The sequence below is a fragment of the Stutzerimonas sp. genome, assembly GCF_982611455.1.
This window is the reverse complement of sequence record NZ_CEXBBO010000020.1, coordinates 16,997-33,502: the sequence shown is the minus strand read 5'-3', so window position 1 is coordinate 33,502 and position 16,506 is coordinate 16,997. Positions and strand designations below refer to the sequence as shown.

The 16,506-nt window shown below is 63.3% G+C and carries 13 protein-coding genes; 9 read left to right on the top strand and 4 right to left on the bottom strand.

Annotated features, from left to right (window positions below; all coding sequences use genetic code 11):
• The first annotated feature begins 201 nt into the window (after positions 1–201).
• The 3 genes from AC2LD7_RS13340 to AC2LD7_RS13330 are packed head-to-tail and all read left to right on the top strand — an operon-like array spanning position 202 to position 4,351.
• A complete protein-coding gene (locus AC2LD7_RS13340; protein ID WP_484598216.1) occupies positions 202–1,779 on the top strand; it encodes an MFS transporter in 1,578 nt (525 codons plus the stop codon).
• On the top strand, positions 1,776–2,960 hold the full coding sequence (locus AC2LD7_RS13335) for an HlyD family secretion protein (RefSeq protein ID WP_484598215.1): 1,185 nt from the start codon (positions 1,776–1,778) through the stop codon (positions 2,958–2,960). The genes AC2LD7_RS13340 and AC2LD7_RS13335 overlap by 4 nt, the downstream gene beginning before the upstream one ends.
• On the top strand, positions 2,957–4,351 hold the full coding sequence (locus AC2LD7_RS13330) for an efflux transporter outer membrane subunit (RefSeq protein WP_484598214.1): 1,395 nt from the start codon (positions 2,957–2,959) through the stop codon (positions 4,349–4,351). The genes AC2LD7_RS13335 and AC2LD7_RS13330 overlap by 4 nt, the downstream gene beginning before the upstream one ends.
• A gap of 4 nt (positions 4,352–4,355) precedes the next feature.
• Here AC2LD7_RS13330 and AC2LD7_RS13325 read toward each other — a convergent pair whose 3' ends face one another.
• The 4 genes from AC2LD7_RS13325 to AC2LD7_RS13310 form a co-directional block, all read right to left on the bottom strand.
• A complete protein-coding gene (locus AC2LD7_RS13325; RefSeq protein WP_484598213.1) occupies positions 4,356–5,753 on the bottom strand; it encodes a PepSY-associated TM helix domain-containing protein in 1,398 nt (465 codons plus the stop codon).
• Between the two features lie 114 nt (positions 5,754–5,867).
• Positions 5,868–6,260, bottom strand: a complete 393-nt coding sequence (locus tag AC2LD7_RS13320) for a DUF2946 family protein (RefSeq protein WP_484598212.1) — start codon at positions 6,258–6,260, stop codon at positions 5,868–5,870.
• A 70-nt stretch (positions 6,261–6,330) separates the two neighbouring features.
• A complete protein-coding gene (gene xth, locus AC2LD7_RS13315) occupies positions 6,331–7,170 on the bottom strand; it encodes an exodeoxyribonuclease III (RefSeq protein ID WP_484598211.1) in 840 nt (279 codons plus the stop codon).
• 319 nt (positions 7,171–7,489) lie between these two features.
• The gene (locus tag AC2LD7_RS13310) at positions 7,490–8,398 is read right to left on the bottom strand and encodes a LysR family transcriptional regulator (RefSeq protein WP_484598210.1); all 909 of its coding nucleotides are present in this window, start codon (positions 8,396–8,398) and stop codon (positions 7,490–7,492) included.
• A 116-nt stretch (positions 8,399–8,514) separates the two neighbouring features.
• Here AC2LD7_RS13310 and gcl point away from each other — a divergent pair, with 116 nt between their 5' ends.
• From gcl to AC2LD7_RS13280, 6 genes are all read left to right on the top strand, one after another.
• A complete protein-coding gene (gcl, locus tag AC2LD7_RS13305) occupies positions 8,515–10,296 on the top strand; it encodes a glyoxylate carboligase (RefSeq protein ID WP_484598209.1) in 1,782 nt (593 codons plus the stop codon).
• A 201-nt stretch (positions 10,297–10,497) separates the two neighbouring features.
• Positions 10,498–11,280: a hydroxypyruvate isomerase gene (gene hyi, locus AC2LD7_RS13300; RefSeq protein ID WP_484598208.1), complete on the top strand. Its 783-nt coding sequence runs from the start codon at positions 10,498–10,500 to the stop codon at positions 11,278–11,280.
• Positions 11,281–11,475: 195 nt separating this feature from the next.
• On the top strand, positions 11,476–12,366 hold the full coding sequence (locus AC2LD7_RS13295; RefSeq protein WP_484598207.1) for a 2-hydroxy-3-oxopropionate reductase: 891 nt from the start codon (positions 11,476–11,478) through the stop codon (positions 12,364–12,366).
• 348 nt (positions 12,367–12,714) lie between these two features.
• Positions 12,715–13,986, top strand: coding sequence for a glycerate kinase type-2 family protein (locus tag AC2LD7_RS13290; RefSeq protein WP_484598206.1), 1,272 nt, complete (start codon positions 12,715–12,717; stop codon positions 13,984–13,986).
• Positions 13,987–14,102: 116 nt separating this feature from the next.
• A complete protein-coding gene (gene pyk, locus AC2LD7_RS13285) occupies positions 14,103–15,518 on the top strand; it encodes a pyruvate kinase (RefSeq protein ID WP_484598205.1) in 1,416 nt (471 codons plus the stop codon).
• A 97-nt stretch (positions 15,519–15,615) separates the two neighbouring features.
• Positions 15,616–16,503, top strand: coding sequence for an urea transporter (locus AC2LD7_RS13280; RefSeq protein WP_484598204.1), 888 nt, complete (start codon positions 15,616–15,618; stop codon positions 16,501–16,503).
• Positions 16,504–16,506: the final 3 nt, after the last annotated feature.

Sequence of the window (16,506 nt, the reverse complement as noted above, 5' to 3'; positions counted from 1 at the left end):
CGGCAAAGGTTCAGCCGATCGGCTCGGTGACTTGCCCGTGGACGCAACTTCGATCAACCGTTTCGCGCTCGCGATTGTCCCAAGAATATCTGCCGGTTCGGCAGGAGCGCACATAACCCTAGTCATCGCCGTCGAGCCCTGCGAAACATGCCGGAATACCTCGCTCCCGTTCCCCGCTGGGAACCCCACGAACGCCCGTCGATGCCCGGCTCGCCGGCGATCCTGCTGCACCCGATGCCGATGCGCATCGCCTATGCCTGTGTCGCTGTGCTGGTCGGGCTGACCGGTGGCCTGGGCAATGCACTGTTCATCGCCAACCTGCCGAGCATCCAAGGTGACCTTGGCCTGACACCGTCGCAAGCCGCCTGGCTGCCGGCGTCCTACTTCATGGTCAATGTTTCCGCCAACCTGCTGATGATCAAGTTTCGTCAGCAGTACGGTCTGCGTCGCTTCGCCGAGATCGGCCTGGCGATATATGCATTGCTGAGCATCGCTCACGTTTTCGTCGCAGGGCTGGAGATGGCGGTTTTCGTACGTGCCGCCAGCGGCCTGGCGGCGGCTACCACCTCATCCCTGGGCCTGTTTTACATGCTGCAGGCGTTCCGCAAAGCGGACCTGCCCAAGGGGGTGATTCTCGGTTTCGGGATTTCCCAACTGGGTACGCCACTGGCCTGGCTGATGTCGCCAGCACTGCTGGAGATGGGCGAATGGCACCGTCTCTACGTGTTCGAGAGCGGCCTGGCGCTGTGTTCGCTGGCGGCGGTGGTGGTACTTAAGTTGCCCTTGGGCGAACGCATCAAGGTCTTCGAACCGCTGGATTTTCTCACCTTCGCCCTGCTCGCCCCGGCGTTGGCGCTGATTGCTGCGGTACTGGCCCAAGGACGCATACTCTGGTGGACCGAACAGCCCTGGCTCGGCTACGCGCTGATCATCGCGCTGGTGCTGATGTGCATGGCCTTCATGATCGAACACCATCGACGCAACCCGTTGCTGCACACCCGCTGGCTCGGCACGGCGGAAATGCTGCGCTTCGCCTTCGGCGCCCTTGCATTGCGCTTTCTATTATCAGAGCAGACCTACGGCGCGGTCGGCCTGCTACAAACGCTGGGCATGGGCACCGAGCAATTACAGCCGCTATACGCAGTGATTCTGCTCGGGCTGAGCATGGGCATCGCTGGCAGCGCCATGACCTTCAGCCCGACCACCGCGCTGCCGCAAATATTGCTGTCGATCGTGCTGATCGCGGTCGCCAGCTTTCTCGACATCGACGCGACCAACCTGACCCGCCCGCACGACATGTTTCTCAGCCAGGGCCTGCTAGCCTTCGCCAGCGGCATGTTTCTCGGCCCGCTGCTGATCACCGGCATCGGCAAAGCGCTGCGCAACGGACCAAATTATCTGGTCAGCTTCATCGTGCTGTTCACCATGACCCAAAGCCTCGGTGGGCTGGCGGCCCCGGCCTTGTTCGGCACCTATCAGGTGGTGCGCGAGAAGTACCACTCCAGTCACCTGACCGAACAAGTGGTGCCGGGTAATCCAAGCGTCGCGCAGCGGTTGCAGCTTCAGAGTCAGGCGCTCGTTCCGCGCCAAAGCGACCCGCAGCTACGGCAGGCCTTGAGCGCGGCGCAGCTAAGCCAGGCGGCTACCCGCGAAGCCAATGTGCTGGCCTTCAATGATGTATTCCGGCTGATCGGCATGCTTTCCATCGGCGTGTTCGGCTGGACGCTCTACCACACCCTGCGCATCGCGCGGCAGAACAGGAACGCCCCGCCTTCATGAGTGAAACCAAGCAACCCGACCAGGAAGAGACCTTGCAAACGGCTCAACCACCGCAGCCCTCCGCCGCGGCGACGGACGCTGGCCCGGCCCCGGACGATCCGCCGAAGACGATCAAGCCAAGCCGTCGCTCGGTCATTCTGATGGCGCTGGTCGCACTGGCCGGTGTCCTGGCGATTCTCTACGCCTGGCAGCTGTGGCCGTTCAGCGACCGCATCGCGGTCACCGAGAACGCCTATGTACGTGGACAGATCACCGTCCTGGCGCCGCAGGTCAACGGCTACGTTACCGAGGTGCTGGTGCAGGATTTCGAACAGGTCGGGCGTGGCCAACCGCTGGTGCGCATCGATGATCGACAGTATCGCCAGCTGGTCAAGCAACGCCGTGCCGAGCTGGCTGCGCAGCGTTTCGAGCTGGAAAACCTCGAACAGACCCTGGCCTCCAACCGCGCCACGCTGGCGTCACGTCGCGCGGAGTTGTCCGCCGCCGAAGCCGAACTGCAGCGCGCCCTGGCCGATGAAAAGCGCGTCAACGAACTGGCCGAACGCGGCTCGGTCTCGATTCGCGAGCGCGATCAGATCCGCGCCAGCGCCCGCGCAGCGGCGGCGAACGTGAAGCAGGCCCGCGCCGCCATCGCCATTGCCGAGCAGACGTTGAAGGCCAGCGAAGTCTCACGCGGCGGCCTCCAGGCGCAGGTAGAAATCGCCGAGGCGGCACTGAAGCGGGCGCAGATCGACCTGGACAACACGGTGATCCAGGCGCCGCGCGACGGTCAGGTCAGCGAAGTCACGGTCCGTCAGGGCCAGTACGTCACGGCCGGCTCACAGCTGCTCTATCTGGTGCCGGATCAGCTTTGGGTCATCGCCAATTACAAGGAGACTCAGACCTTCGCCATGCGCCCAGGCCAGCCGGTGTCTATTGAGATCGATGCACTGGACGGTGCTCGCCTGAGCGGGCATGTACAGCGTTTGGCACCGGCCACTGGTTCGGAATTCAGCGTGCTGCGCCCGGATAATGCCACTGGCAACTTCACCAAGGTGGTGCAGCGAATACCGGTGCGCATTTCCATCGATCCGGACCAGCCGCTGAGCCAGCGTCTGCGGCCGGGACTCTCGGTGGTCACTCATGTAAATACCAGCGGCGACGCCGAGGCTGCTGAAACGGCAGCGGACGGTAGGCGATGAGTCGTCCGTTTTTTGCCTTCCACGGATTGCTGCCCAGCCTGCTGCTGATCGCATTGGCAGGCTGTATGCCGCCCCGCCAGCCGCTCCCTCCGGAAGCCACGTTCACCCCGCCGACCGAGTGGCGTGATCAAGGGGCGAGCATGGCTGAAATTTCCGCAACATGGTGGGAGGCGTTCGGCGACCCACAGCTCACAGCGCTGGTCGAAACCGCATTGGCGACCAACACCGATGTGCTGAGCGCCGCTTCACGCGTCGAGCAAGCACGCGAACAGATTCAGCTGTCCCGCGCCGCACTGCTACCCAACCTCGACGCCGTGTTGGGTGCGCAACGTACCCGAGAGTTGAGCGTACTGGGCATTACCCACACCACCGCGGTGCAGCCCTCGCTGCAAGTTTCCTACGAAGTCGATCTATGGGGCCGGCTGCGGCGTCTGCGCGAAGCCGCAGAATTGCAATACGAGGCCACCGAGGCCGAACGCGACGCGGTGCGCCTATCGGTGGCCAGCACCACGGCACGTGCCTATGTCTCGCTGCTGTCGCTGGATCGCCAGTTGTACGTCACGCGGGAAACCGTCGACTCCCGCCTGCAGGCGCTTCGTGTAGCCGAAGACCGCGCCAGCCTCGGCTACACCTCGCAGCTGGAACTGACCCAGGCGCAATCGGAATATGAAGCCGCAGCCCAATTACTGCCGCAGCTGCAGCAGGCGATCCGCGAGCAGGAAAACGCCCTGCGCCTGCTCACGAGCCGCTTCCCCGGCGAGGTCGAGCGCGGCGCCGGACTACTGGCCATTGAGCCACCCCTAATTCCCAGCGTGCTGCCCTCGACCCTGTTGCGCCGACGTCCGGATATTCAGCAGGCCGAACTGCTGCTCGCCGCCAGCAACCTGAACCTGCAGGCGCAGCGTGACCGCTTTCTACCGCAGGTGCAGCTGTCGGCCAGCCTGGGGCAGCTGTTCGTCAACTCGCTGGATTACGACCCGGTGCGGGTCTGGGATCTCGGTGCCAGCGTGCTGGCACCGATCTTCGATGCCGGGCGCCTTGAGGCAGGCGTGAACATCGCTGTCGCGCAGCGCAACCAGGCCGCTTTCGCCTATCGCGCGACCGCGCTGGAGGCTTTCAATGAGGTGGAAAACAGCCTCTCGGCCGTCGGCAACCTGCGTCAGCAGCTCGAGCGTGTCGCGGCCCGTCGCGCTGTTCTCGAGCGGTCACTGACCTTCGCCGAGGACCGCTACCGCGCGGGCTATTCGTCCTATCTGGAAACCCTCGATGCACAGCGCAACCTGTTCAACACCGAGCTGGCCGCCGTTCAGCTACGCGAAAGCCAGCTCAATGCGCTGATCAGCCTCTATCAGGTACTCGGTGGTGGCTGGCGGCCCGCCGCCGAGCGCTGAACGTTCAACCCGGCTGACGCACGTTCTCGCGATCCGTTCGCCGCATGCCGCCTAGCGCCAACTCGGCCACCAGGAACAGCAGCAGACTGCCGCCCAGCACCGGCAGGCAATAACCGAACAGCGCGGCGAGCGTCACCGTCACCACTCGAGCAGTCGGCGACAGATCGCGCAGCGCCTGTAGCAAGCCGGCGCTGCGCACCGGCGAACGGCGGCGCCACCACATCAGGTATCCCCAGCTCACCAGCGTGACCAAGCCGAGCGCGGTAACGGCCAGCAGCATCTGGTTGGCCAGGCCGAACAGTGAGCCCATGTGCGCATCGATTCCCCAGCGCGTCAGCTTTGCTGCCAGCGGGAAGGTCGCAAAATCGATGCGATCGGTGACCGTCAGCGAGCGCGGATCGATGGCTACCGCGTCGACCTGAGTCGGCCAGCTGCGGTCGATTTCGGTCACCGTCCAGGCTCGATCGGGACCTCGCGCCGGGACGATTTCCAGCTTGCCGGCATCGATACCGGCGCGGCGCGCAGCAGCCAGCACGGCGTCGAACAGCGCCGGAGCGCCAGATTCAGCCGAAGCCATCTGCATTCCGGCGTGATGGGCGTGTTCACCCTCGGGGGTCGCCGTCTCGCCGGTCAGCGCTGTGGATACGTTTGGCGTGGACATACCGAAGGCAGCCCGCGCGACGCCAATGTTGTCGCCTGCCCAGCGCGACCACGTCAGGCCGGTGGCGGAGAAGAACAACAGCCCAACCAGCAAGCACAGCCCCAGCGTCGAATGCCAGCGTCGCAGCCGTTGCGTCCTCGGCACGTTCGTCGTGCGATCTCGCTGGCGCCGGATCATCCACAGCGCCAATCCACCCAGCGCCGCGACCCATAGCCAGGATGCGGCCAACTCGCTGTAGATTCGGCCCGGCTCGCCCAGCAGCAGGTTGCGATGGAATTCATCGATCCAGGTCCGCAACGGCAGTACACCCGTGGTGCCGTAAACGACCAGATCGCCGCGAATCTCCGCCGTTATCGGATCGATGAATACGGCTCTGCTCTCCGACAGCGCCAGCCCCGGCGCGCTGAACATCACCCGTGTAGTCGTGCCGGGTTGCGGTGCCGGCCGCACAGCCGACAACGTCGCAGCCGAGCCGATATGTGCCTGGGCGACTTCGATCTGCCGAGCCAGCGGCAGCGACGGACCGCTGCTCTCAGTGAACAGTTGTTCGGGATACAGCCGGCTCTCCAGCTGCGGCGTTAACGCATAGAACAAGCCGCTCAAGGCTGCGACGAGGATGAAAGGCCCGACGAACAGACCTACGTAGAGATGCAGACGGATCAGCAACGCCAGCAATGGTCGCTGCGCTCGGGATGCAAGGGGTGGCGCCTCTGGCTGCGCACCGGAAATGGATGACGACATGAAGACTCACTCGATCGAGAAAAACGGCCAACCCAGCACTTCAGGTGGCGACACGGATCACTGGCGCTGCCGCACGCCAACGCAGCAGGCGACCAGGCAGCTCAAATAAATCGATCAGGCAAACGGAGAAGCGCGGGGATTGAGGCTTGGCCAGCGGTAACGCGGTGAGAGCGGCGGCGCCGCGGCGAGCGGTAGAACGCTCAGCTGCACCCGCCGCGGCTCGTGCAGCTCCGGCGCGCTGGCGGGTATCGCAGCCAGCGACGCCGAGCCCGCCGCACAGCAGCAGGGCATGCCGAGGTGATGCGCGGGCGCGGGCTCGCTGTCATCCGTCGGATGGCTGGCATGCATGGCGAAATGAGAAGAGTCGTGCCGACTGGCCTCGGTCATTGGGCAGTGCCCGGCCATGCCCGACGCTCGCGCACCGGCCCCCATCAGCGGCATCGCGAACAGATGCAACAGCACCGCCAAAGCGGTGATCCAGAGCGGAATGCGGCGGGGGCGGTGCATGGTTGTCAGACGGCTCCTGCAACATCGGATAAGGTCTGAAGGCGCGGCATTATTCGCTTCCTGTCAGGGTTCACCTGGCTTGCGCCTTGGTCTTGCTGCGCCTCGGCGCAGGTTTTGCGCTCGCCGACTCGCCACGCAGCGTCACCCAAGTAGGGGCGTGATCGCTGGCGTGTTCCTGATCGCGCACCCAACGATCGACGCCGGCATCGGCCAGCCGCGGCGCCAGATCGGCGCTCAGCAGCAAGTGATCGATGCGCAGGCCGGAATTCTTCTGCCAGTGCTGACGAAAATAGTCCCAGAAGGTGTAGATGCGCTCGTCCGGGTATTGGGCGCGCAGCGCATCGGTCCAACCCTGGGACAGCAGTCGCTCGAAGCATTCGCGGCTTTCCGGCTGCAACAGCGCATCCTTGGTCCAGGAGCGTGGATTGTAGATGTCCTCGTCGGTGGGCACCACGTTGTAATCACCGGCCAACACTACCGGGTGGCCGTTGGCGAACAAGCCGGCGGCATGCTCGATAAAGCGCTCGAACCAGCGCAGCTTGTAGTCGAACTTCGGCCCCGGCTGCGGATTGCCGTTGGGCAGATAAAGGCAGGCAACGATCACGCCATGCACAGCCGCCTCCAGATATCGGCTGTGGCTGTCATCCGGGTCGCCGGGCAGACCGCGGCGGATTTCCAGCGGATCGGCGCCACGCGCGAGTATCGCAACACCATTCCAGGATTTCTGCCCATGCCAGATGGCGCCATAACCGGCGGCGTGGATGTCGTCGATGGGAAAGTCCGCGTCCTGCGCCTTTAGCTCCTGCAGGCAGACCACGTCGGGCTCTTCGCGTGCCAGCCATTCGAGCAGATTGGTCCGACGCGCGCGGATGCCGTTGATGTTGAAGGTGGCGATTTTCAGGGTATCCACGAGAAGCCTCGCGCCGATGAATGACCTTGTTGTGACTCGCAGTGGCGCGGCGTGGTTCGCTTCCAGCCGGTTCCGCGTCGAGCCGGCGGATGTAGAGCCGTTTGCAAGATAACGGTGGGCTGAAGCCCACCCTACACAACTGCGTATCCGGCCTGGCCGTAACTGCAACACACAGAGGTAGGGTGGGCTTTAGCCCACCGAAAACGCACCAGAAAACGAGGATGAGTTGAGAAGCGCTCCGACCAAAGCCGTCAGGCCATGCGGTGGGCTGAAGCGGAGCGCCGCCCGGCCCGCCCACCGGGCATCGGCGTGGTTCAGCTCAGCGGGTTTCCCAGTAGCCGGGCGCGTTGTAGATCGCTTTCAGATAATCGATGAAGAAGCGCACCTTAGCCGGAAGGTAGCGCTGCTGCGGGTAGACCGCCTGGATGTCGTAGGCCGGCAGTGCGTATTCATCGAGCACCGTCACCAGCTCGCCGCGCTTGAGTTCGGCCTGGATTTCCCAGGTCGAGCGCCAGCCGATGCCGAGCCCCTGCTTGACCCAATTGAACAGCAGCTCGCCGTCATTGCAGTCCAGATTCCCCGCCACCCTGACCGCCACCTGGCGACCGTCACGCAGGAAGGTCCAGCCACGCTGCTGGCCGCCTTGCAGGTTGAACGCCAGACAATTGTGCCGTGTCAGGTCTTCCAGCGTACGCGGCACACCCTGCCGTTCGAAATAATCCGGCGCACCGCAGACCACCCGGCGGTTGGGAAACAATTTGATGGCGACGTAGTTGGGGTCGGTCACTTCACCGATACGAATGCCCATGTCATAGCCGTGACGCACCAGGTCGACCACGCTGTCGGTGAAATTGAATGACAGCTGCAAGTCCGGGTAACGCGCCTGGAATGCCGGTGCGTGCGGACCGATGTGCCGTCGACCAAACGCGGCCGGCGCCGACACCACCAGATGCCCGCGTACCGAGGTACGGTGATGGCTGATGCTGGCGTCCGCTTCTTCGAAATCCTTGAGCAGGCCGCGCGCGCGATCCAGGTATTGCTCACCGAGATCAGTCAATGCCAGCCCGCGAGTGGAGCGGTGCATCAGTTTGACGCCCAGGTGCCGCTCCAGCGCATCGAGCCGTCGGCCCATTACCACGGGAGTCACGCCTTCCTTCAGCGCCGCGGCGGCGAAGCTGCCGCTCTCGGCCACCAGCACGAAACTGTGCAAGGTCGTATAGCGATCCATTCGATACTCCTGATATCGACAGAATTGAAGTTTCGGCCAATTCCGCCTTTCCTTCCAGCCCTGCATGCTTGGGCCACGTATAAAAACTATCGAGTTACAAGTAGGAGAAACGACCCATGGCCCGAATGAGAGCAATCGATGCCGCCGTAGCGGTATTGCGCAAGGAAGGCATCGACACTGCCTTCGGCATCCCCGGTGCCGCGATCAACCCGCTGTACTCCGCCCTGCGCGCCGACGGCAGTATCCGTCACATCCTGGCCCGTCACGTGGAAGGCGCGTCGCATATGGCTGAGGGTTATACCCGCACCAAGGCTGGCAACATCGGTGTGTGCATCGGCACTTCCGGCCCAGCCGGCACCGACATGATCACCGGGCTGTATTCCGCTTGGGCCGATTCGATTCCGATTCTCTGCATCACCGGTCAGGCGCCACGTGCTCGTCTGTACAAAGAAGACTTCCAGGCCGTGGACATCGAGTCCATCGCCAAGCCGGTCACCAAGTGGGCGGTGACCGTGCGTGAGCCGGCGCTGGTGCCACGCGTGTTCCAGCAGGCCTTCCACGTAATGCGCTCCGGTCGTCCGGGCCCAGTGCTGATCGACCTGCCGTTCGACGTGCAGATGGCTGAAATCGAATTCGACGTCGAGACCTACGAGCCGCTTTCCGTCTACAAGCCGGCGGCCACCCGCAAGCAGATCGAGAAAGCCATCGACATGCTCTGCGCCGCCGAGCGCCCGCTGATCGTCGCCGGTGGCGGCATCTACAACGCCGGCGCCGAAGCGCTGCTGGTGGAGTTCGCCGAGACCGTTGGCGTGCCGGTGATCCCGACCCTGATGGGCTGGGGCGCGATCCCCGATGACCATCAGTTGATGGCCGGTATGTGCGGCCTGCAGACCAGCCATCGTTACGGCAACGCCAACATGCTGGCCTCGGATTTCGTGCTTGGTATCGGCAACCGTTGGGCCAACCGCCACACCGGCTCGGTCGAGGTCTACACCAAGGACCGCACCTTCGTGCACGTCGATATCGAACCAACCCAGATTGGCCGGGTGTTCTCGCCGGACTTCGGCATCACTTCCGACGCTGGCGCCGCGCTGAAGCTGTTCGTTGAAGTGGCCAAGGAGCGCAAGGCCGCTGGCAAGCTGCCAGACCGCAACGCCTGGGCCGCCGATTGCCAGGAGCGCAAGCGCACAATGCTGCGCAAGACCCACTTCGACTCGGTACCGATGAAGCCGCAGCGTGTATACCAATGCATGAACAATGCGTTCGGCAAGGACGCCTGCTACGTCAGCACCATCGGTCTGTCGCAGATCGCCGCCGCGCAATTCCTGCACGTTTACAAGCCGCGCCACTGGATCAACTGTGGCCAGGCCGGCCCGCTCGGCTGGACCATTCCGGCAGCGCTCGGCGTGGTCGCGGCGGACCCGACCCGCAAGGTGGTGGCGCTCTCGGGCGACTACGACTTCCAGTTCATGATCGAGGAATTGGCCGTGGGTGCGCAGTTCAAGCTGCCCTACATCCACATCCTGGTGAACAACGCGTACCTCGGCCTGATCCGCCAGGCGCAGCGCGGCTTCGAGATGGACTACTGCGTGCAGCTGGGCTTCGAGAACATCAATGCCGATCAGAGCGGCATGGAAGGCTACGGCGTCGATCACGTCGCGGTGGTCGAGGGCCTGGGCTGCAAGGCGATCCGCGTGTTCAAGCAGGAAGAGCTTCAACCGTCCATCGAACAGGCCCAGGCCTGGATGGCCGAGCACCAGGTACCGGTGGTGATCGAAGTGATCCTGGAGCGTGTGACCAACATCGCCATGGGCACCGAGATCGACGCCATCAACGAATTCGAGGCGCTGGCCGAAGGCCGAGAAGATGCACCGACCGCGATCGGCTTGCTGGATTGATTCAACCGTAACCAAACGCGTGGAAGACGCTTCGCGGTCTTCCACCCTACCTAAGTGAACGTAGGGTGGATATCGCGAAGCATATCCACCGGATGCGCCAGCGGAGCACTTCGAGGTTTCCGCCGACACCGAAGCAACCACAGGGTGGAATGTGGCGTCAGCCAATCCACCGATTGTCCCTACAGACAAGGAGATGTACCCATGCCCCGCTTTGCCGCCAACCTATCCATGCTGTTCACCGAGATGGACTTCCTCGACCGCTTCGCCGCCGCTGCCGAAGCCGGTTTCAGCGGCGTCGAGTACCTGTTCCCCTACGACTACCCGGCCGAGGAGATCAAGGCACGGCTGGACGCCAACGGCCTGACTCAAGTGCTGTTCAACCTGCCCGCCGGTGACTGGGCCAACGGTGACCGTGGCGTCGCCTGCGATCCCGAGCGGGTCGAGGAATTCCGGGCTGGAGTCGACCAAGCCATCGCCTACGCCAAGGTGCTGGGCAATACCCAGATCAACTGCCTGGCCGGCATCGCACCCAAAGGTGCCGACATCGGCAAGCTGGAAATAACCTTCATCGAGAACCTGCGCTACGCGGCGAAGAAGCTGGAAGAAGCCGGCATCCGTCTGGTCATGGAAATGATCAACACCCGCGACATCCCGCGTTTCTTCCTTAACAACACCTCGCAGGCGCTGGAGATTCGCGACAAGGTCGGCAGCACCAACCTGTATCTGCAATACGACATCTACCACATGCAGATCATGGAAGGAGACCTGGCAAGGACCATCGAAACCAACCTGGCAGCAATCAACCACGTGCAGCTGGCGGACAACCCTGGCCGCAACGAACCAGGCACTGGCGAGATCAACTACCGCTTCCTGTTCGAGCATCTGGACCGCATCGGTTATCAGGGCTGGGTCGGCTGCGAGTACAAGCCGGCCACCACCACCGCTGCCGGCCTCGGCTGGATGAAAGCGCACAACGCCATTTAGTAAACCTTAGAAAAAACGTAAGCGAGGCAGGCAAGACGAGGCGAAGCCAGCCGAAGAAGCGGACCGGGCTCGCGCGCGAGTTTAGGTGTTCTAAATGAGCATCCTGACCGGGCTGGCGATCCAGGCTGTTTTCAACGACGTACTGCCAACGCAGGTAGTTTTTCAGCGACACAGACGAATTTGAGGAGAACCATCATGGCTAAGATTGGATTTATCGGCACCGGCATCATGGGCCTGCCCATGGCTCAAAACCTGCAGAAAGCCGGCCACAGCATCTTTCTGTCCACCCATCACGACCCGGCTCCGGCCGCACTGCTCGAAGGCGGCGCCGTAGCCCTGGCCAACCCGAAGGAAGTGGCCCAGGAAGCCGAGTTCATCATCGTGATGGTTCCGGACACTCCGCATGTCGAAGATGTGCTGTTCCGCGAAAACGGCATCGCCGAGGGCGTAGGCCAAGGCAAGCTGGTCATCGACATGAGTTCGATCTCGCCCAGCGCCACCAAGCAGTTCGCTGAGAAGATCAACGCCACCGGCGCCCGTTACCTGGATGCGCCAGTGTCCGGCGGTGAAGTCGGTGCCAAGGCCGCTACGCTGTCGATCATGATCGGTGGTAGCGAGGAGAGCTTCGCTCGCGCCCTGCCCCTGTTCCAGGCCATGGGCAAGAACATCACCCTGGTCGGTGAGAACGGTGACGGCCAGACCGCCAAGGTCGCCAACCAGATCATCGTCGCGCTGAACATCCAGGCCGTCGGCGAGGCGCTACTGTTCGCCGCCAAGAACGGCGCCGACCCGGCCCGCGTTCGTGAGGCGCTGATGGGAGGCTTCGCCGGCTCGAAGATCCTCGAAGTCCATGGCGAGCGCATGATCAAAGGCACTTTCGATCCGGGATTCCGCATCAGCCTGCATCAGAAGGACCTCAATCTCGCCCTGGCCGGCGCTCGCGAGCTGGGTCTGAACCTGCCTAACACCGCCAACGCGCAACAGGTGTTCAGCACCTGCGCAGCCCTCGGTGGCAGCGGCTGGGATCACTCGGCGCTGATCAAAGGTCTTGAGCACATGGCCAACTTCTCGATCCGCAAGAAGTGATCGTGAAGCAACAAGGTTGAGTTGAGCCGCGCTGCCCGGTGTTGGATCCAGACAGCAACACAGGGTAGCGCTGCGCTCAACGCCAATTGCAAGTGATGAGCCGGTTGTTGCGCGGAGCGCTTGGAATCAAAGTCTCCCACGACGCAATGCTCCGTTCAGCAGCCAGCTCATTCGCCGCCTTCGGGCGGCACCCCTTTCGACCTGCTCGGCAGAAGGAGTCACGGCCCGATTGCCGGGCGGGTCGATTCCAAACCTTAGTGCTTGCCTTTAATACTTGCATTCTTGTACTTGCATAACCGAGCCCTAAGGTCTGGAATCGGCCCCAGACCCCATTAGAAGGAGCTGTACATGAGCCTCGATCCGCAAGCCTTGTTGCGTGAGCTGTTCACCGCCGCCATCGATGCGGCTCACCCACGCCAGGTCCTGGCCGACTATCTGCCCGCCGACCGCAGCGGGCGCGCCATCGTCATCGGTGCTGGCAAGGCGGCCGCCGCCATGGCCGAAGCCATCGAAGCAGCCTGGGAAGGCGAACTTTCCGGCCTGGTGGTCACCCGCTACGGCCATGGTGCCGAGTGCCGCAAGATCGAAGTAGTGGAAGCCGCGCACCCGGTGCCGGACGACGCTGGCGAGCGCGTCGCCCGTCGTGTGCTGGAAATGGTCAGCAACCTCGAGGAAAGCGACCGGGTGATATTCCTGCTATCCGGCGGCGGCTCTTCCTTGCTGGCGCTGCCGGCCGAAGGCATCAGCCTTGCCGACAAGCAGGCGATCAACAAGGCGCTGCTGCGTTCCGGCGCGCACATCGGCGAGATGAATTGCGTACGCAAACACCTCTCGGCAATCAAGGGCGGCCGTCTGGCCAAGGCCTGCTGGCCGGCCAGCGTTTACACCTATGCGATTTCCGATGTACCTGGCGACGAGGCTACGGTGATCGCCTCCGGCCCTACCGTGGCCGACCCGACCACGTCGGCCGAAGCCTTGGCGATCCTTGCCCGTTACAACATCGAGATACCGGCCAACGTCCGCGCGTGGCTTGAGGATCCGCGTTCGGAGACGGTCAAGCCGAACGACCAGTGCCTGTCGCGCAGCCATTTCCAATTGATCGCAAGGCCCCAGCAATCGCTGGATGCGGCGGCCGAAAAAGCCCGTGCTGCTGGCGTTATGCCGCTGATCCTTGGCGATTTGGAAGGCGAGTCGCGTGAAGTCGCCAAAGTCCATGGCGGTATCGCCCGCCAAGTGGTCCTGCATGGCCAGCCGATCACCCCGCCCTGCGTGATTCTTTCCGGCGGCGAAACCACGGTGACGGTGCGCGGCAACGGCCGCGGTGGACGCAACGCGGAATTCCTTCTGAGCCTGACGGAAAACCTTCAGGGTCTGCCGAACGTGTATGCGTTGGCCGGCGACACCGATGGTATCGACGGCTCTGAAGACAACGCCGGCGCCCTGATGACACCGGACAGCTATGCCCGTGCCGAAGCCCTCGGCCTCAAGGCTGCGGATGAGCTGGCCAACAACAATGGCTACGGTTACTTCCAGGCACTGGACGCCTTGCTGATGACCGGGCCGACGCGCACCAACGTCAACGATTTTCGCGCCATCCTGATTCTGCCGCCGTCCCGCTGAGGAGCGGTTGCAGTGCGCGTCTGTTACGTGCGTTTGCTGCGATTGCCTGCTACGCGCGTCTTTTACACGCGTCTGCTGCGCGCGCCCCCTAACAACTACTGCCGATAGAGCCTGCCATGACACCCGACAAGAAGGTCAAGATCCTCGCCACCCTGGGACCGGCCACTCGTAGCATCGACGATGTGCGCGAGCTGGTGGAGAACGGGGTTAACCTGTTCCGCCTCAACTTCAGCCATGGCGAGCACGCCGATCACGCTGAGCGCTTCGCCTGGATTCGTGAGGTCGAGCGCCAGCTGAATCAGCCGATCGGCATCCTCATGGACCTGCAGGGACCCAAGCTGCGTGTCGGTCGCTTTGCCGAAGGCAAGGTACAGCTTGCTCGCGGCCAGACCCTGCGGCTGGATCTCGACCCGACACCGGGCGACAGCAGCCGGGTCAATCTGCCGCATCCAGAAATCATCGACGCCTTGCAGCCGGGCATGAGCCTGCTGGTAGACGACGGCCGGCTGCGCCTGACGGTAATCGCCAAGCATGCCGACGCCATCGATACTCGAGTGGTCGCCGGCGGCGAGTTGTCCGACCGCAAGGGCGTCAACGTGCCGGAGGCGGTGCTGGAGCTCAGCCCGCTGACCGACAAGGATCGCCGCGATCTGGCTTTCGGCCTGGAGCTGGGCGTCGACTGGGTGGCGCTGTCCTTCGTTCAGCGACCGCAGGATATCCATGAGGCGCGCGGGCTGATCGGCAACCGTGCCTTCCTAATGGCGAAGATCGAAAAACCGTCTGCAGTGCAGCACCTGCGTGAAATTGCCCGCCTGTGTGACGCGATCATGGTGGCGCGTGGCGATCTGGGCGTTGAAGTACCCGCCGAGAACGTGCCGCGCATCCAGAAGAATATCGTCCGCACCTGCCGCCAGTTGGGCCGCCCGGTGGTGGTAGCGACGCAGATGCTCGAATCCATGCGCTTCTCCCCCGCCCCGACCCGCGCTGAGGTCACGGACGTGGCCAACGCCGTGTCCGAAGGGGCGGACGCGGTCATGCTGTCGGCGGAAACCGCATCGGGCGACTATCCGCTGGAAGCCGTAAGCATGATGAGCAAGATCATCCGCCAAGTAGAAAGCGGGCCGGATTTCCAGGCCCAGCTCGATGTGCATCGACCGAACGCCGAGGCCACGCTGCCAGACGCCATCAGCTGCGCGATTCGCCGTATTTGCGGCATCCTGCCCGTGGCGGTACTGGTCAACTACACCGAATCCGGACGTTCCAGTCTGCGCGCCTCGCGCGAACGGCCGAGCACGCCGATTCTCAGCCTGACGCCGAACCTGGCGACGGCGCGCAAACTGACCGTGGCCTGGGGGGTCTATTCGATGGTCGATGCACCGATGCACGACATGGAGCAGGTTTGCCTCAACGCGCTGGAACTGGCCCGTGCCCAAGGCATGGCTGGCACTGGTGACACCGTGTTGATCACAGCCGGGGTACCTTTAGGACAACCAGGAACGACCAACTCGCTGCGTATCGAGACGCTCAACTAGTTCAGCCACGCTGGCATCCGCCTGCATCTGCAATGTGCGATGCAGGCGACATGCGCTTCCAACTGCCGCCCACCTCTCACCGGTTTTCAGACCCAGAATGCGCGGTCCTTTTCTACCGCACGCGTCACTCGCGGTGCTCAACGGTGTCAGTCAGATTTTCCTCCAGGCTAATCACGCCTGCGGGTTGCTGACGCTCATGACCATCACCTTCTACGCGCCCTCGCTATTGGCTGGCACGCTGCTCGGTCTGCTAAGCGGAACCCTTGCCGCCCGGTTTCTGGGCTATGAACGCCAGGACATCGAATCCGGGCTCTATGGCTATAACCCGGCGCTTTTGGGGTTGCTGGTCACGCTCGTGCTGGGCCCATCACCGCTGGCCCTGTTTCTGGTGACGGTCGCCGGGGCGCTGTCGAGCCCGCTGCAGCGATATCTGCTTCGCGCTATGCGCGAGCGCGGCGGGCCGGCGGTCTTCACCTTGTGCTTCGTTCTGCTCGGCTGGCTGGCGCTGATGGTTGCCGGTATGCTCGATTCAGTCGCCGAAGCACGACTGCCCGAGCCCAGAATGGACGGTTGGGGCGCGGTGGGCGCCATGGTAAGCGGCGTTGGGCAAGTGGTGTTTGTCGGCGAAGCCGGAGCCGGACTCTGCCTGCTGCTAGCGATACTGGTTGCAGACAGGCGTGCGGGATTATGGGCGCTTTGTGGCTCGGCGGTTGGGGTGTATTGCGCGCTACTGACCGGTACAACGGAACCACAGGCACTGGCGGGGCTGGCTGGATATAACCCAGCACTGGCGGCCCTGGCTTTGAGCCAAGTGCACCGCTCGGCGCTGGCACCAGCGTTGGGCATCGCGCTGGCCATAATCTACAAACTGGCCTTCGACCAACTGGACATTCTAGCGCTGACCATGCCCTTCATCCTCGCGTGCTGGACGGTGGCGCTGGGTACGCGATTGCTCCAGCGCCAGCTTGAAACGCAAACGGTTTGACCT